Below are 15,903 nucleotides of genomic sequence, written 5' to 3'. Positions count from 1 at the left end.
TCGGAAGTTCTTAAAACTCTTCTTCTACTTATCGGCAAAACTGCGCCAGACTATAGGCCGTTAAGGCGAAAAGCCAGTTTGGCCCGCTCTGGGCGTGTTTACAGCAAACGATGATTGCGCCCAGCCATGTCTAATGAAACGACCGTCCCAACTACCGCACCCAGCACCCTCGATGCCTGGATAAAACTGCTCGACTCGGTCAGCCTGCCAGTGCCGCAGGCCAGCCACGACCGGGTCTGCAAAGCCATCCGGGACAATCGCAGTTCGTTGCGTGATATTGCCGACCTGATGCAGGACAGCCCCGCTCTGGCTTTGAGCGTGATTCGCGAAGCCAATCGCCACACCCACGGCAGCATGGGCGAACCGGCCGAGAACCTGGAGATCGCCCTCAACCGCCTGGGTCTCAAGCGCACCGAAGAATTGCTTGCCCGCCTGCCCGCCCAGCCCGAACAGGAGATTCCGGCCGGGCTGCGCCAGCTGCAACTGATCAGCCAGCACGCGACCCAACAGGCCAACGGCTTTTTCGCCGGGCGCCTGGCCAGGCTCTGGCAGGACATCCACTGGGGCAGCCTGCTGTTTCTTTCGCCGCTGTGGCCCATGGCGCTGGTCTATCCAAAACTCCTCGAAGAATGGGAACTGCGGGTCATCCACAAGGCCGAGCCGGCCCGGCAGGTGGAACAGGAACTGTTCGGCATCGGCTTGCTCGAGCTGTGCCAGGCCCTGGTAGAGCTGTGGTATTTGCCGATCTGGGTGCAGCAGGGTTACCGCCTGCTGATGGATGAGCAGGACCAGTTGGTCAAGGCCCTGCATATTGCCCGCGACAATGCCCACCCGCTGCACCAGCAACAATGCCTGGATGCCGATCCGGCCTTGCAGCGCTGGCTGAACCAGCCGGCCAACAGCGTGTTGCTGGCCAACGCCCTGGCCCTCTCGGCCCAAGAGTCCTGGACCGGCCCGCACTGCATACGCTGGCAATACCTGACCAGCTTGTATCTGCAGATGTCGATGGACGAACTGCAACAACAGTTGCACCAGCAGGCCGCGCAGAGCGCCCGCCATCACAGCATGCCCGACCTGTGGCACCCGGCCGAAGCGCTGCTCTGGCCCTGGGAAACCCGGCGCCTGCAGCGCGGCGAGCTCACGGCCCCCGCCCCAACGGCCGAAGAACTGGCCAAATGGCGCCAACTGTGCGGCGAACTGCTGGTGGAGCCCAGCCGCTTCAGCAATGCCATGCACTTGACCACCCTGGCCCGCGACGCTCTGGTGGCCTGCGGCATGCGCCGGGTGATGCTGCTGATGATCGACCGCACACGCACCCAGTTGCGGGTGCATCAGATCGCCGGGCTACCCACTCCAGCCACGAGCCTGGCCTTGAGGGTCGATCAGAGCAGCGTGCTGCAGCGGCTGTTGGAGGCACCGGCCCAGGTGCGCCTGACGCCAACCAATAACGCTCAATTCTCTGCCCGCCTGCCCGGCAGCCTGCGTACGCTGTTTCGTGGCGAGCACCTGTTGATGCGCTCGGTGCCCTGCAACGGCCGGGCAATCATGCTGGTCGTCGCCGACCAGGGCGGCCTGCCTTTCTCGGAAATCTCCGTACAGGCATTTGGCAAGACCGTGCAGTGCATCGAAAAAGCCCTGCACAGCTTTACCAACCGCAGCCGCTGACGCTTGCGCTACAATCTTCCCCTTTGTGCCCTGGAGACCTCACATGTCTGACTTCTCTGGCTTGCCGCTGGTGATCGAGCCGAGCGACTTGCTCCCTCGCCTGAACGCCCGCGAACTGATTCTGGTGGACCTGACCAGCGCCGCCCGCTATGCCGCGGGGCATATCCCCGGCGCGCATTTCGTCGACCCCAAGCGCACCCAGCTCGGCCAGGCGCCAGCGCCCGGGCTGATGCCGCCGCAGGCCGCCCTCGAAGCGCTGTTTGGCGAACTGGGGCATAACCCGGATGCGGTCTATGTGGTCTACGACGACGAAGGCGGCGGCTGGGCCGGACGCTTCATCTGGCTGCTGGACGTGATCGGGCACTCCCACTACCACTATCTGGACGGCGGCCTGCTGGCCTGGCTGGCTGAAGGCCTGCCGGTGTCGAACGAAGTCCCGGCAGCCGTCGGCGGGCCTGTCGCCCTGACGTTGCACGACGAGCCGACGGCCACCCGCGAATACCTGCAAAGCCGGCTGGGCGCGGCCGACCTGGCGATCTGGGACGCGCGCGGCCCTCTGGAGTACTCGGGGGAGAAAGTCCTCGCGGCCAAGGGCGGGCATATTCCCGGCGCGGTCAATTTCGAATGGACCGCGGGCATGGACCCGGCGCGCAACCTGCGGATCCGCAGCGATATGCCACAGATCCTCGAACAGCTCGGCATCAGCAAAGACAAAGAAGTGATTACCCACTGCCAGACTCACCACCGTTCTGGCTTCACCTATCTGGTGGCCAAGGCGCTCGGTTATCCGCGAGTCAAAGGCTACGCCGGTTCCTGGGGCGAATGGGGCAACCACCCTGACACGCCCGTAGAGATTTAAGGTTTAAGGACAGTTAATGAAAAAGCGTTTGTTTATCCTCAGCCAGTACCTGCTGCCCCACCACCTGCTGTCGCGCCTGGCCGGCTGCATTGCCGAGTGCCGCGTACGCTGGTTCAAGAATGCCTTCACCGCCTGGTTCGCCAAGCGTTACCAGGTGGACATGTCACAAGCGCTGGTGGAAGACCTGAGCGCCTATGAACACTTCAACGCATTCTTCACCCGCGCCCTGAAAGACGGCGCCCGCCCGCTGGACCCGACCCCGGGCGCGATCCTCAGCCCGGCCGACGGCGCGATCAGCCAGCTGGGCCCGATCGAACATGGCCGAGTGTTCCAGGCCAAGGGCCACAGTTTCAGCGTGCTTGAACTGCTGGGTGGCGACTCGGCCCTGGCAGCTCCGTTCATGGGCGGCGATTTCGCCACCGTCTACCTGTCGCCGAAGGACTACCACCGCGTGCACATGCCGCTGGCCGGCACCCTGCGGGAAATGGTCTACGTGCCGGGGCGGATCTTCTCGGTCAACCAGACCACCGCGGAGAACGTGCCGGAGCTGTTCGCCCGCAACGAACGCGTGGTGTGCGTTTTCGATACCGAGCGTGGCCCGATGGCCGTGGTCCTGGTAGGCGCGATGATCGTGGCTTCGATCGAGACCGTCTGGGCCGGCCTGGTGACTCCGCCGAAGCGCGAGCTGAAAACCTTCCGCTACGACGAGGCCGCCCGCGCGCCGATCCACCTGGAAAAAGGCGCCGAACTGGGCCGCTTCAAGCTGGGTTCAACCGCGATCGTGCTGTTCGGACCGGATCAGGTGCAGTGGGCCGAAGAACTGGTAGCCGGCTCGCCGGTACAGATGGGCCAAGGCATGGGCCTGGGCAAGGCTTGATATCCGGGCATAAACCCCACGCATAAAAAAACGCCGCAGATCGCGGCGTTTTTTTGGCTTGCGCTTTAGCTCAGAGCTGGCCGTCGCGGTCGCGAAAGCCCAGCAAATAAAGCACGCCATCCAGGCCCAGGGTGGAAATCGCCTGTTTGGCCGACTGTTTGACCAGCGGCTTGGCGCGGAAGGCCACGCCCAGGCCAGCAATCGCCAGCATCGGCAGGTCGTTGGCGCCATCGCCGACCGCAATGGTCTGCTCCAGGCGCAAACCTTCCTTGGCTGCCAGTTCGCGCAGCAGATCGGCTTTGCGCTGGGCGTCGACAATCGGCTCGACCGCAACGCCGGTCACCTTGCCGTCGACCACTTGCAGCTCGTTGGCGAACACGTAGTCGATCCCCAGCTTGGTCTGCAATTGCTTGGCAAAGTAGGTGAAGCCACCGGAGAGGATCGCGGTCTTGTAGCCCAGGCGCTTGAGTTCGGCGAACAGGGTTTCGGCGCCCTCGGTCAGGCGCAGCGATGCGCCGATGGAATCCAGCACCTTGATATCCAGGCCCTGGAGCAAAGCCAGGCGCTCCTTGAAGCTGGCTCGGAAATCCAGCTCGCCGGCCATGGCCCGCTCGGTGATTTGCGCTACGCGGTCACCCACGCCCGCGGCCTTGGCCAGCTCATCGATGACTTCCGCCTCGATCAGCGTCGAGTCCATATCGAATACCGCCAGGCGGCGGTTGCGACGGAACAGCGAGTCTTCCTGGAAAGCGATATCGACGTTCAGTTCCTGGGCAACGCTGAGGAATTCGGCACGCAACGCCTGCGGATCGGCGGCTTCGCCACGCACGGAAAACTCGATGCAGCCCTTGCCCTTGTCGGCCGGGGTGTCCAGCGGCATGCGTCCGGAAAGACGATCGATATGGTCGATGTTCAAGCCGTACTTGGCGGTGATCGAACTGACGCGCTGCAACTGCTCGGCGGTGACCTTGCGGGTCAGCAAGGTGACGATATGGCGCTTCTTGCCCTGGCCGCCGACCCATTGCTGGTAATCCTCTTCGGAAACCGGCGTGAAGCGGACCTGCTGGTCCAGCTCATAGGCCGTGAACAGGATGTCCTTGAGGACCGACGAGCTTTGCTCGTTGTCCGGGATTTCAACCAGGATGCCGAACGACAGCGTGTCGTGAATCACCGCCTGGCCGATGTCGAGAATGTTCACACCACCCTGGGCCAGAACGCCGGTAATGGCCGCAGTGAGACCCGGACGGTCCTCACCAGTGATGTTTATCAGGACGATTTCGCGCAAGGCGCACCCCCGCAGGTGGAAAAAAACCGCATTCTAACCACTTTCAGTGACCATCGGGCACAGCCAGCGCTTTGCCGGTCTAGGGCCTGTCGCTATACTGCGCCTCAACTTCACGGACAAAAGAGCCGAGCTCAGTGAACCGGCCCACGCCAGTTAAAACCGATAACTTCTTCCTGCTGATCTTCCGTGCACTGCGCCACCGCCGTGTACCGATTGCATTGCGCATCGCCAGCCATAACGTGATCCTGGTCGCCCTGGCCCTGGTGATCTATGCCTGCGTGATGGGCCTGCAATTCAAGCAGGCCATGCACGAGCAAGCCGACGCCCTGGGTCAGAGCCTGACCACCCAGACCGCGACCTCGGCCACCGAGCTGCTGGTGTCCAACGACATCCTCAGCCTCAACGTGCTGCTGAACAACCTGACCAAGAACCCGCTGGTGGCCCATGCGGCGATCTACAGCGTGGACAACCGCATCCTCGCCGAAGCCGGCCAGCGCCCGAAAAGCAGCCTGCTGGGCGAAACCGAGGGCGTCTACCAGACCAAGATCACCTTCCAGGACGTGACCGCGGGCAACCTGCGCATCAGCCTAGACATGGAACAGTTCCAGCAGCCGATGACCATCAGCCTGCAGAGCATGGGCATTCTCAGCGCCATCCTGCTGGCCCTGGCCCTGGCCCTGAGCCTGCGTTTGGGCCGGCATATCTCCACGCCGCTGATGCAACTGCGGGTCTGGCTGCGCGATATCGACGAACACACCCCGGCCACCCAGCGCCAGGACGAAATCGGCGACCTGGCGCGCCAGCTGCACGCCAGCTTCGCGCCGGAGAAGATCGAGCCGGAGCCCGAACCGGAAGCCGAGATCGACGACACCGACTACGACGATACCGAGGACGCGGAACCGAGCTTCGAGGTGCGCAACCTGCGCGACCCGAGCTTCGATGAAAGCGCTCCCGTGGCCGGGCTCAAGCCTGCTCCCCGGCACGTAATCAACGCCGAAGAAGATCAGGACGAGGAAGAAGACCCCTTCGCCGATCTTCGCGACAGCACCGCAGCCGTCGCCAAGCCAGTCGCCAAACCCGCCGTTCCCGCGCAGCCGCAGCACAGTGCCGTGCTGGCCGTACAACTGGGCGCCCAGGACCAGTTGCGCCGCCTGCCCCGCGCCCGGCTGACGGAGTTGCTGGAGCGTTATCGAGATTGCCTCGACCAGGCCGCTTCGCTGTACCAGAGCGAACTGCACACCCTGAACGACGGCAGCACGCTGATGCTGTTCCACAGCGAGGACAGCGGCGACGACTACCTGACCAACGCCATCTGCTGTGGCGAATTGCTGCGCGCCCTGGGCCACGCCCTGCAAATCGAAGTGGCCGACAGCGGCATCACCTTGCAACTGCAACTGGGCCTGACCCTGGGTGACGAGCTGTTCGGCCTGAGCCAGATCGACCTGCTGCTGACCGAAACCGCCCAGGATGCCCTGGCGCTATCCCAGCACAGCCGCAACCTGCTGCTGGTCGAGCGCAAGATCAGCGACGACGTCTTGATTCGCCAGCGTGCGCGCATCCGTCCGATCGCCAGCCCGGAAGGCGCCTGCTGCGTCGAGCGGTTGATGGAGCCTTATCCGTCGATGCTGGAGCGGCAGTTGGCGCGGATGCACGAGACCCGGGCCAGGCTCTGAGCCAACCCAATGAAAAAGCCCGCAGCGATGCGGGCTTTTTTGTGGCCGCTGCGCAGCCTATCGCGAGCAAGCTCGCTCCTACAAAGATATGCCGCTCCCCTGTAGGAGCGAGCTTGCTCGCGATAACCGTTCCAGACCACCACTGCCCTCCAGAAACGACAAAGCCCGCTGATCAGCGGGCTTTGTCCTGGAGCGGCAAGGCTCAGAAGCGGAACACTTCCATATCCGTGCGGATCGGCGTGGCCATCGGAATCTTCGGCTGCTTCTCCTGCTCGGCCGGCTTCGCCACTGGCGCAGGAGCTGCCTTGCGAGGCACCTCGGCGACCGTAGGCTGGTTGGCCAACGGCTTGAGCGCACCAGACAACTGCTCGGCCAGGCGTTGCAGCAACACACCCTGGGCCTGGACCTGGGAAGCGGTGGTTCCCGCATGCTGCTCTTGCAGATGGACGATACGGTTGTCGCGAACCTGCCCACGGCGATCGATCAGGCGCCATTGCGCATCGAGTACCGCTGGCTGGGACGCGCCCGAGTCCAGGCGAGTGATCGACAGCAGCACCTGCACATCCGGGGTGAAACCCGTGCTCGCCGGCGCCAGCACGACCCGCTGGCTGTCCAGCTGGCCAGCCACCTGGCGCAACAGCAGCTGGTCGATATCGGAAGACAGGCTGCCGGCCCAACGACCGTCGGTCGAAGCTTGTAGGCTGCCGTCGTTCTGGCGTTGCAGCAGCGTTTCACGTTGCAGATAGTCGGCAACCAACACCGGCCCCAGCAATACCGCCATACCGGTACTTTGTGCCGGTTGCGCTGGACTTCCGCTGTCCAGCTGATACAGCGACACCGGCTGGTGCACGCTGCAACCCGCCAGGCCAAGAACGCCAGCGAGCAAAAAAACAAAAGGAAGGCGCAGAGCAGTCATCATCCCATCCAGGTGGCGGCCACAAGGCTAGCCACAGTGTAAATACGCAAAAATAACCCTGAATAACGCTCAGCCACGCCGGCGCTTGAAAGCGCATATCATCCGTGAATATGCGCCATGACTCCAGTGTTGTAGCGCCGATCCACCGGTTAAATGGCAGATCGGCCACTCTGACCCGCGTTAATTGGGAGTTTCTACCAACAACGCATCCACTCGCTGGAAGCCGCGTGGCAGTTTGTTGCCACGACGCCCGCGTTCACCCTTGTAATGCTCCAGGTCATCGGCCTTGAGCGACAAGGTACGTTTCCCGGCCTGCAGCACCAGGGTCGCGCCCTCGGGCAGTACGGCGATATCGGTCACGTATTCTTCGCGACTGGCGACCCGCTCGCCCGGAATCCCGATGATCTTGTTGCCCTTGCCTTTGCCCAGTTGCGGCAGGTCGCTGATCTTGAACACCAGCAAGCGCCCTTCGGTGGTCACCGAAGCCAGCCAGTTCTGTTCGCGATCGCTGACCGGCCGCGGCAGCAAGACCTTGGCGTTGTTCGGCAGGCTCAACAGCGCCTTGCCAGCCTTGTTCTTGGCTTGCAAGTCCTCGCCCTTGACCACGAAACCATAGCCCGCGTCAGACGCAATCACGTACAGCGCCTCGTCGTCCGGCAGCAAGACGCACTCGAAACTCGCCCCCGGCGGCGGCGTCAGACGTCCGGTCAGCGGCTCGCCCTGGCCGCGGGCCGATGGCAGCGTATGCGCCGCGACCGAGTAGCTGCGCCCGGTGGAGTCGATGAACACCGCGAACTGGTTGGAACGCCCAATAGCCGAGGTCTTGAAACCATCGCCGGACTTGTATGACAAACCAGTGGCGTCAATATCATGCCCCTTGGCGCAACGGACCCAGCCTTTTTCCGACAGAACGATGGTGACCGGCTCGGTCGGCATCAACTCGTTTTCCGACAGGGCCTTGGCCTCGGCACGCTCGACGATCGGCGAACGACGCTCGTCGCCGTAGATTTCGGCATCCTGCAGCAGCTCGGTACGCACCAGTTTCTTCAGCTTGGCTTCGCTGTTGAGCAAGGCTTGCAGCTTGGCCTGCTCCTTGAGCAGTTCGTCCTGCTCGGCGCGCAGCTTCATCTCTTCCAGCCGCGCCAACTGGCGCAGGCGGGTATCGAGGATGTAGTCGGCCTGCACTTCGCTCAGGGCGAAACGCTCGATCAGCTTGGCTCGCGGCTGGTCCTCGGTACGGATGATGTGAATCACTTCATCGAGGTTGAGGTATGCGATCAGCAAGCCGTCCAACAGGTGCAGGCGACGCTCGACCTTGTCCAGGCGGAATTGCAGGCGGCGGCGCACCGTGAGTACGCGGAACTCCAACCACTCCACCAGCAGGGCGCGCAGGTTCTTCAACTGCGGCTTGCCGTCCAGGCCGATGATGTTGACGTTGACCCGGTAGCTGGACTCCAGCTCGGTGGTGGCGAACAGATGCTGCATCAGCTCGTCGGGGTCGACCCGGTTGGAGCGTGGGATGATCACAATCCGGCATGGGTGCTCGTGGTCCGACTCGTCGCGCAGGTCGGCGACCATCGGCAGCTTCTTGGCCTGCATCTGCGCGGCGATCTGTTCCAATACCTTGGCGCCGGACACCTGGTGCGGCAGCGCGGTGACAACGATATCGCCGTCCTCGACGCGATAAACGGCACGCATGCGTACCGAGCCGCGACCGGTCTCGTAGATTTTCAGCAGGTCGGCGCGCGGCGTGATGATTTCCGCCTCGGTCGGATAGTCCGGCCCCTGGATGTGCTCGCACAGTTGCTCGACCGTGGCCTTGGGCTCGTCCAGCAGGCGCACGCAAGCGGTGGCGACTTCGCGCAGGTTGTGCGGCGGAACGTCGGTGGCCATGCCCACGGCGATACCGGTGGTGCCGTTGAGGAGGATATTCGGCAAACGCGCCGGCAATACCAAAGGCTCCTGCAGCGTGCCGTCGAAGTTCGGCCCCCAATCCGCGGTGCCCTGGCCCAGTTCGCTGAGCAGCACTTCGGAATAGCGCGACAGGCGCGCCTCGGTGTAACGCATGGCCGCGAAGGACTTGGGATCGTCCGGCGCACCCCAGTTACCCTGGCCGTCCACCAGCGTGTAGCGGTAGCTGAACGGCTGCGCCATCAGCACCATGGCTTCGTAGCAGGCCGAGTCACCGTGGGGATGGAACTTACCCAGCACGTCACCGACCGTACGGGCGGACTTCTTGTGCTTGGAATCGGCATCCAGCCCCAGCTCACTCATGGCGTAGACGATACGACGCTGTACCGGTTTCAGGCCGTCGCCGATATGCGGCAAAGCACGGTCCATGATCACGTACATGGAGTAGTTGAGGTAGGCATTTTCGGTGTAGTCAGCCAGCGATCGGCGTTCTACGCCATCCAGGCTGAGATCCAGGGAGTCGCTCATGCGGGCCTCATCAGTTCGTTGTCTGGCGCAGCAGCAAGGTGCCGCCACGCTGAGTAAATTCAAGTTTTTTCAAAGCGCTCATGCCCAGCAACACCTGCTCGCCGCCCAGGCCCGGCGCGACCAGCGCACGGACATCCCGCAGGACGATATCGCCCAATTGCAGGCGGTCGAGGCGGGTTCGATAACCCTCGCTGCGACCGTTGGCGGTACTCAGGGTCACCGGCGCGCCCTTCTCCAGGCCAAGACGCTCGGCCAGCCCGGACGGGATCGACACATCGGTCGCTCCGGTATCGAGCATGAAATCCACCGGCTGGCCGTTGATCCGGCCACTGGCGACGAAATGCCCCTGGCCGTTGCCGACCAGTTTCACTTCGATGTAACCCTCATGTTGTTGCGAGGTGACGACAGCGTTGGGGTTTTCCTGACGCTGCTCCCACTCGCCGAAAAACCGCGTGGCGAGGAACAATCCGGCGCCCCAGGCCAGCACCAGCAGCACGCGCCCGGCGCGCTTGCCCGGTGGCTGCTGGCTCACGGCTTGGCACTCCAGCCGCCTTCGGGCGCGGCGAAGCGCCAGACGATCGGGCGTTTTTCGCCGTCGGCACGGGCGCCATTGTTGTTATCCACACCGATCCAGGCGCCCTCGGCATCCACCACCAACGCCTCGGTCAGGCCATAAGCCTGTGGATAACGCCTGTGCTCCTGCAGCGCTTCGGCGGCAAACGACCAGCAACGCTCGACCTTGGCCGTCAACGCATCGCGCCGGCAGACCTGAAACGCATTGCGCTCGAGGGTGAACAGCTTGCCCTCGAACAGCGACAGGTCGGCGAAATCACGGGACACCGCCTTGGCCTTGGGCATCTGCGGCGGCTGCATTTCCAGCCCCGCCTCGCTGAGCAGCACACAGCCGCCGTCGCAGTCCCAGACGCTCTGCTGGCGCTTGATCAACAGCAGCCCGCGGCGCTCGCGCTCGGCGGCCAGCCAGATCCGGTCGCCGGCCGGGTTCACCGCCAGGCCTTCGAACAAGGCGTTGAAGTGCAGCAACATGCCACTGGCCCGTGCCTCGCGCACCATGATCGGGGAAATCTTCAGCCAGGCCGCCGAGCCTGTCGGCGGCAGCTGCAGCACAGCCGCATGGGACTCGCTGACCACATATTTGTTGCCGGCGCTGTCGCAGGTGATGCCTTCGAAGTCCAGGTCGCCGCCGCGGATGAACGACGCCGCCCAGGTGCGCGAGTTCAGGCCCCAGGGCAAGCCGGTGTCCGGCACCGCGGGCACGTCGATACGCACGGTTTCGGCCTGCCACACGCGGTCGCTGGTATCGAGCCGGTAGATCTGGTCATCGTCGCGGTCGGATACCGTCCACAACTCGTTGCCGCACTGAGCCAGGCCCGACAGGTTGCCGCCGCGCATGCCGTCTACCGGATGCTCGGCCAGCAACTTCAGTTCGGGCACCGCATCGGCCATCGCCGAACCAGCCAATAACAGCAACGCCAGGGCCAAGCCTCTGCGCATCAGGCCACAACCTCGGCCAGGTTGCCCTTGGTCTCCAGCCAGCTCTTGCGATCGGCGGCGCGTTTCTTCGCCAGCAGCATGTCCATCATTTCCGAGGTCGCGGCGTAGTCCTCACCGAGGGTCAACTGCACCAGGCGCCGAGTGTTCGGGTCCATGGTGGTTTCACGCAGTTGCGGCGGGTTCATTTCGCCCAGGCCCTTGAATCGGGTGACTTGCGGCTTGCCGCGCTTCTTCTCGGCCACCAGGCGGTCGAGGATGCCATCGCGCTCGGCTTCGTCGAGGGCGTAGTAGATCTCCTTGCCCAGGTCGATGCGGAACAGCGGCGGCATCGCCACGTAGATGTGGCCAGCCTCCACCAGCGGGCGGAAATGCTGGACGAACAGCGCACAGAGCAAGGTGGCGATGTGCAGGCCGTCGGAGTCGGCGTCGGCGAGGATGCAGATCTTGCCGTAGCGCAGTTGGCTCATGTCCTCGGCGCCCGGATCGACGCCGATGGCCACCGCGATGTTGTGCACCTCCTGGCTGGCCAGGACTTCGCTGCCGTCGACTTCCCAGGTGTTGAGGATCTTCCCGCGCAGCGGCAGGATCGCCTGGAACTCCTTGTCCCGCGCCTGCTTGGCCGAACCGCCGGCGGAGTCGCCCTCCACCAGGAACAGCTCGGAGCGCATCGGGTCCTGGCCGGCGCAGTCCGCCAGCTTGCCAGGCAGCGCCGGGCCCTGGGTGATGCGCTTGCGCTCGACTTTCTTGCTGGCCTTCAAGCGACGGCCGGCGTTGCTGATGGCCAGCTCCGCCAGTTGCATGCCCAGCTCAGGGTTGGCGTTGAGCCACAGGCTGAAGGCGTCCTTGACCACCCCGGAAACGAAGGCCGCCGCCTCGCGGGACGACAGGCGTTCCTTGGTCTGGCCGGAGAACTGCGCGTCCTGCATCTTCATCGACAGGACGAAGGCAATGCGCTCCCAGACGTCTTCCGGGGCCAGCTTCAGGCCGCGCGGCAGCAGGTTGCGGAATTCGCAGAACTCGCGCATGGCATCCAGCAAGCCCTGGCGCAAGCCGTTGACATGGGTGCCGCCCTGGGCAGTCGGGATCAGGTTGACGTAGCTTTCCTGCACGCTGTCGCCGCCTTCCGGTAACCACAGCAGGGCCCAGTCCACCGCTTCCTTGTTACCGGCCAGGCTGCCGCAGAAAGGCTCGGCCGGCAGGCGCTCGAATTCGCTGACCGCGTCCACCAGGTAGGAACGCAGGCCGTCTTCGTAATGCCATTCGACCTTCTCACCGGTACCTTTGTCCTCGAAGCTGACCAGCAGCCCCGGGCACAGCACGGCCTTGGCCTTGAGCACATGCTTGAGGCGGCTGACGGAGAATTTCGGCGAGTCGAAGTATTTCGGGTCCGGGGCGAAGTACACGCTGGTCCCGGTATTACGCTTGCCGACGCTGCCGAGCACTTCCAGTTCGGTGGCCTTGAAACCGTCGGCGAAGGTCATCTGGTATTCGTTGCCGTCACGCTTGACCCGCACCCGCACCTGGGTCGACAGGGCGTTGACCACGGAAATACCCACCCCGTGCAGACCGCCGGAGAACTGGTAGTTCTTGTTGGAAAACTTGCCGCCCGCATGGAGCTTGGTGAGGATCAGCTCGACACCGGACACGCCCTCTTCCGGGTGGATGTCCACCGGCATGCCGCGGCCGTCGTCGGACACTTCCAGGGAATGGTCGGCATGCAGGATGACCTGGATCGACTTGGCATGCCCCGCCAGGGCTTCGTCAACGCTGTTGTCGATGACTTCCTGGGCAAGGTGGTTCGGCCGGGTGGTGTCGGTGTACATGCCCGGGCGTTTGCGCACCGGGTCGAGGCCCGAGAGGACTTCGATGGCGTCTGCGTTATAAGAGCTAGCGCTGGGAGTGGCCATGGGGTCTCGTCGTCAGTCGTTCAATGAAATAGAAGCGAGGGTTCACAGCGAGGTGAAGTCGATCGCCTGGTATTGATCCGGGCCAATGCCGGCAAAATTCAACAACGCCGGCAATTGCCCGGCAAAACCCTGGAAACTATGGTCGCCGCCGGCCTGGATGCGCAAGGCACAGGCTCGGTAATACAGCTGGGCGCTGCGATAGTCCAGCGTCTCGTCACCTGTCTGCAACCAGACCTGATACCGCTGCGGATCCTGGGGCGCCGGCACTTCCAGCTCGGCCAGGGCCGCCACATGGTCGTGGGTCAGTTCCCAGGTTTCCCCGGTGTAGAGGTTGGTCTGCGTGCCCAGGAAGCCGTCGAACATCCGGTGCGGGCTGACCGCCGGGTTGATCAGCAGGGCTTTCAGGCCATGGCGCTCGGCAAGGTGAGTCGCATAGTAGCCGCCGAGCGAGCTGCCGACCAGCAGCGGCCGTCCGAGTTCGGCAATCGCCTGCTCCAACTGGCCAATGGCCTCGCGCGGGTGGTGATGCAGGGCCGGTACCCGCAATTGCTCGCCGCGGCCGATCGCGTCCATGACGGCCAGCAACTGGCTGGCTTTCGTCGACGCCGGCGCGCTGTTGAAACCGTGGATATACAGGATCGAACCGGACATGCGTACTCCCTCTGCACCGTGCAAAAAGGCGCAGTTTACAGGGTGTATCGCCGCTTGACTCGTGTTCAGGCGTATCGCTTTGTCGGCGTGCCTTTACCGTTGCCGCGCAGGCGGCTACAGATGCCGGGTCAGTAGCCGTCGCTGGCGTAGTCGACCTGGAAGTCGAAGCCTGCGACCCGCTCGACCCCCGTTTCCAGGCGGCCGTCGGGCAACAGGCGCAGCCAGCGGTAGCCCGGCGCGGTGTCGCCGACCTTGAAATCCTCGCTGCCGGGCTCGAACTGAATGCAGGTCGAAGGCGATGCCAGCAGGCGCAAATCCCCCTGGCGACGGTCGATTTCCTGATGCACATGCCCCCAGAGCACCGCGCGCGCCTGGGGAAACCGTTCCAAAACCGCGAACAGCGCCTGCGGATTGCGCAGCCCGATGGGCTCCATCCAGGCGCAGCCGATCGATACCGGGTGATGGTGCAGGCACACCAGGTGGTGGCGCTCGGGCGCTTCGCTCAGGGCGCGGGCCAGCAATTGCAGTTGATCGTCCCGCAGATACCCTGGCACCGAACCCGGCACAGCCGAGTCGAGCATGGTGATGCGCCAGTTGCCAAGGTCCACCACCGGTTCCAGCAGCGCACTCTGGCCCGCCGCCTGCTCCATGACCTGCGGCTCGTCGTGGTTGCCCGGAATCCAGCGCGCCGGCGCCGGAATCTGCCGGGTCATCTCGCGAAACAGTCGATAGGACTCCAGCGTACCGTCCTGGGACAGATCGCCCGTGGCCAGCATCAGGTCGATCCGCGGTTGCTGCTCCAGCACCAGATCGATCACCCGCTGCAGGCTGTCGCGGGTATTCATGCCCAGCAGCGTGCCATGCGCCTCGGCGAACAGGTGGCTATCGGACAGTTGCACCAACAACACGGGATCGTCGGTGGTCACAGTGGATACGCTCGGCAAGGTGGTCTCCCGGGGCGTGATCGTGGGAAGTGAGGATTGGGGCAATTATGCTGGGGGAATTTCAAAAGAGGAAACCGGCGAACCGGACGCAGTTCACATCTACCGCACCGCCTCGAACTCGTGGCCGCACGCCAGGCAGTGGCTCAGCCATTCGCCGAGGAACACATTGAGCTGGGCCTTCTCGTCCGGCTGGTGCATGAACGCATTCGGATAGGGGTAGATCCCACGAAAACGCCGGGCGTGCTCGGCACTGACGACCTCGGCCATGCGCGCGTCGTGGTAGACCTGCACTTCCAGTTGCGGCACCGGCAGCCAGGGCAGGCTGTGTTCCTGGCGCACCTGCAAGGTGGTGGTGTAGGGACAGGCCAGCAGCACTTCCAGCGCCAGCACGCCAAGCATCTGGTCGCCCTGGGTCACGGCGATCCGCCGCGCCACCGGCTGGTTGCGCATGTCGGGCAGCAGGCGCATCAGCCGGGCATAGTTGGCCTCGCAGGACGCTTGCAGCCCCACGAGGTCGACCCGGTAGCGATCGCGCGCTTTGTTTACGACCATAACCCCCTCACTTCAACGCGGTTCAAAGCCAGCCATTGCAAGGCGATAATGCTCGCCGCGTTGGAAATCCGCCCATCCCTTACCGCTTGCAGCGCGTCTTCGAAAGCCCAGGCCGACACGCGAATGTCCTCCGCTTCTTCCGCCAGCCCATGCAGGCCGCCGGCACCGCTGCTGTCGCAGCGCCCCAGGTACAGATGCACGAACTCGGTGCTGCCCCCCGGCGACGGGAAATACTGGAGCATCGGCCACAGTGCCGAGAATGTCAGCCCAGCTTCCTCCTGCGCCTCGCGGTGAGCAACTTCTTCCGGCTGCTCCTCTTTGTCGATCAGACCGGCGACCAGTTCGATCAGCCAGGGATTCGCGATTTTGCCCATGGCGCCGATGCGGAACTGCTCGATCAATACCACTTCGTCGCGCTGCGGATCGTATGGCAGCACGCAGACTGCATCGTGACGGACAAATATTTCACGACTGATCTCGCGCCCCATGCCGCCGGCGAACAGCTCGTGGCGCAGTTGTACGCGGTCGAGCTGATAAAACCCCTGGAAACATTTCTCGCGTCGCACGATCTCGACGGCGGTCGGCGTGGTCTTGGCAAAATCCGTCATAACACTCCTCGTATC

The 15,903-nt window shown here is 63.8% G+C and carries 14 protein-coding genes; 4 read left to right on the top strand and 10 right to left on the bottom strand.

The genetic code is table 11. The features are described 5' to 3' along the window. Positions 1 to 126: 126 nt before the first annotated feature. Genes BTN82_RS02345 through asd form a run of 3 tightly spaced genes read left to right on the top strand, consistent with a single transcriptional unit; the run spans position 127 to position 3,401 of the window. Entirely contained in the window at positions 127 to 1,665 is a 1,539-nt protein-coding gene (locus BTN82_RS02345) for an HDOD domain-containing protein (protein WP_075117581.1), read from the top strand. A 43-nt stretch (positions 1,666 to 1,708) separates the two neighbouring features. Beyond that, positions 1,709 to 2,524, top strand: coding sequence for a thiosulfate sulfurtransferase (gene rhdA, locus BTN82_RS02340; RefSeq protein ID WP_075117580.1), 816 nt, complete (start codon positions 1,709 to 1,711; stop codon positions 2,522 to 2,524). Between the two features lie 16 nt (positions 2,525 to 2,540). Next, positions 2,541 to 3,401: an archaetidylserine decarboxylase gene (asd, locus tag BTN82_RS02335; protein ID WP_075117579.1), complete on the top strand. Its 861-nt coding sequence runs from the start codon at positions 2,541 to 2,543 to the stop codon at positions 3,399 to 3,401. A gap of 70 nt (positions 3,402 to 3,471) precedes the next feature. On the opposite strand, the gene serB is transcribed toward asd, so the two are convergent. Further along, positions 3,472 to 4,686, bottom strand: a complete 1,215-nt coding sequence (gene serB, locus BTN82_RS02330; RefSeq protein WP_075117578.1) for a phosphoserine phosphatase SerB — start codon at positions 4,684 to 4,686, stop codon at positions 3,472 to 3,474. A gap of 134 nt (positions 4,687 to 4,820) precedes the next feature. Here serB and BTN82_RS02325 point away from each other — a divergent pair, with 134 nt between their 5' ends. Then, positions 4,821 to 6,359 (top strand): AhpA/YtjB family protein, encoded by a 1,539-nt coding sequence (locus BTN82_RS02325; protein WP_075117577.1) that lies wholly within the window; start codon positions 4,821 to 4,823, stop codon positions 6,357 to 6,359. Between the two features lie 202 nt (positions 6,360 to 6,561). Here BTN82_RS02325 and BTN82_RS02320 read toward each other — a convergent pair whose 3' ends face one another. The 9 genes from BTN82_RS02320 to BTN82_RS02280 all read right to left on the bottom strand — a co-directional run bounded on the left by BTN82_RS02320 (position 6,562) and on the right by BTN82_RS02280 (position 15,888). Then, entirely contained in the window at positions 6,562 to 7,275 is a 714-nt protein-coding gene (locus BTN82_RS02320; protein ID WP_075117576.1) for a membrane integrity-associated transporter subunit PqiC, read from the bottom strand. 180 nt (positions 7,276 to 7,455) lie between these two features. Next, a complete protein-coding gene (gene parC / locus BTN82_RS02315; RefSeq protein ID WP_075117575.1) occupies positions 7,456 to 9,714 on the bottom strand; it encodes a DNA topoisomerase IV subunit A in 2,259 nt (752 codons plus the stop codon). 10 nt (positions 9,715 to 9,724) lie between these two features. Further along, positions 9,725 to 10,246: a TIGR02281 family clan AA aspartic protease gene (locus tag BTN82_RS02310; protein WP_075117574.1), complete on the bottom strand. Its 522-nt coding sequence runs from the start codon at positions 10,244 to 10,246 to the stop codon at positions 9,725 to 9,727. Continuing rightward, on the bottom strand, positions 10,243 to 11,226 hold the full coding sequence (locus tag BTN82_RS02305) for an esterase-like activity of phytase family protein (RefSeq protein ID WP_075117573.1): 984 nt from the start codon (positions 11,224 to 11,226) through the stop codon (positions 10,243 to 10,245). The genes BTN82_RS02310 and BTN82_RS02305 overlap by 4 nt, the downstream gene beginning before the upstream one ends. Continuing rightward, complete coding sequence (parE, locus tag BTN82_RS02300) at positions 11,226 to 13,133, bottom strand: DNA topoisomerase IV subunit B (protein ID WP_075117572.1); 1,908 nt, start codon at positions 13,131 to 13,133, stop codon at positions 11,226 to 11,228. The genes BTN82_RS02305 and parE overlap by 1 nt, the downstream gene beginning before the upstream one ends. Positions 13,134 to 13,175: 42 nt before the next feature. Next, complete coding sequence (locus BTN82_RS02295) at positions 13,176 to 13,784, bottom strand: YqiA/YcfP family alpha/beta fold hydrolase (RefSeq protein ID WP_075117571.1); 609 nt, start codon at positions 13,782 to 13,784, stop codon at positions 13,176 to 13,178. Positions 13,785 to 13,912: 128 nt separating this feature from the next. Further along, a complete protein-coding gene (cpdA, locus tag BTN82_RS02290; protein WP_075117570.1) occupies positions 13,913 to 14,728 on the bottom strand; it encodes a 3',5'-cyclic-AMP phosphodiesterase in 816 nt (271 codons plus the stop codon). Between the two features lie 99 nt (positions 14,729 to 14,827). Further along, on the bottom strand, positions 14,828 to 15,280 hold the full coding sequence (locus BTN82_RS02285) for a DUF1249 domain-containing protein (protein WP_075117569.1): 453 nt from the start codon (positions 15,278 to 15,280) through the stop codon (positions 14,828 to 14,830). Beyond that, the gene (locus BTN82_RS02280) at positions 15,271 to 15,888 is read right to left on the bottom strand and encodes an NUDIX domain-containing protein (protein WP_075117568.1); all 618 of its coding nucleotides are present in this window, start codon (positions 15,886 to 15,888) and stop codon (positions 15,271 to 15,273) included. The genes BTN82_RS02285 and BTN82_RS02280 overlap by 10 nt, the downstream gene beginning before the upstream one ends. Between the last annotated feature and the right edge of the window lie 15 nt (positions 15,889 to 15,903).

The organism is Pseudomonas chlororaphis (assembly GCF_001921865.1).
Taxonomy (GTDB): Bacteria; Pseudomonadota; Gammaproteobacteria; order Pseudomonadales; family Pseudomonadaceae; genus Aquipseudomonas; species Aquipseudomonas chlororaphis_D.
This window is presented reverse-complemented; position numbering and strand designations above follow the sequence as displayed.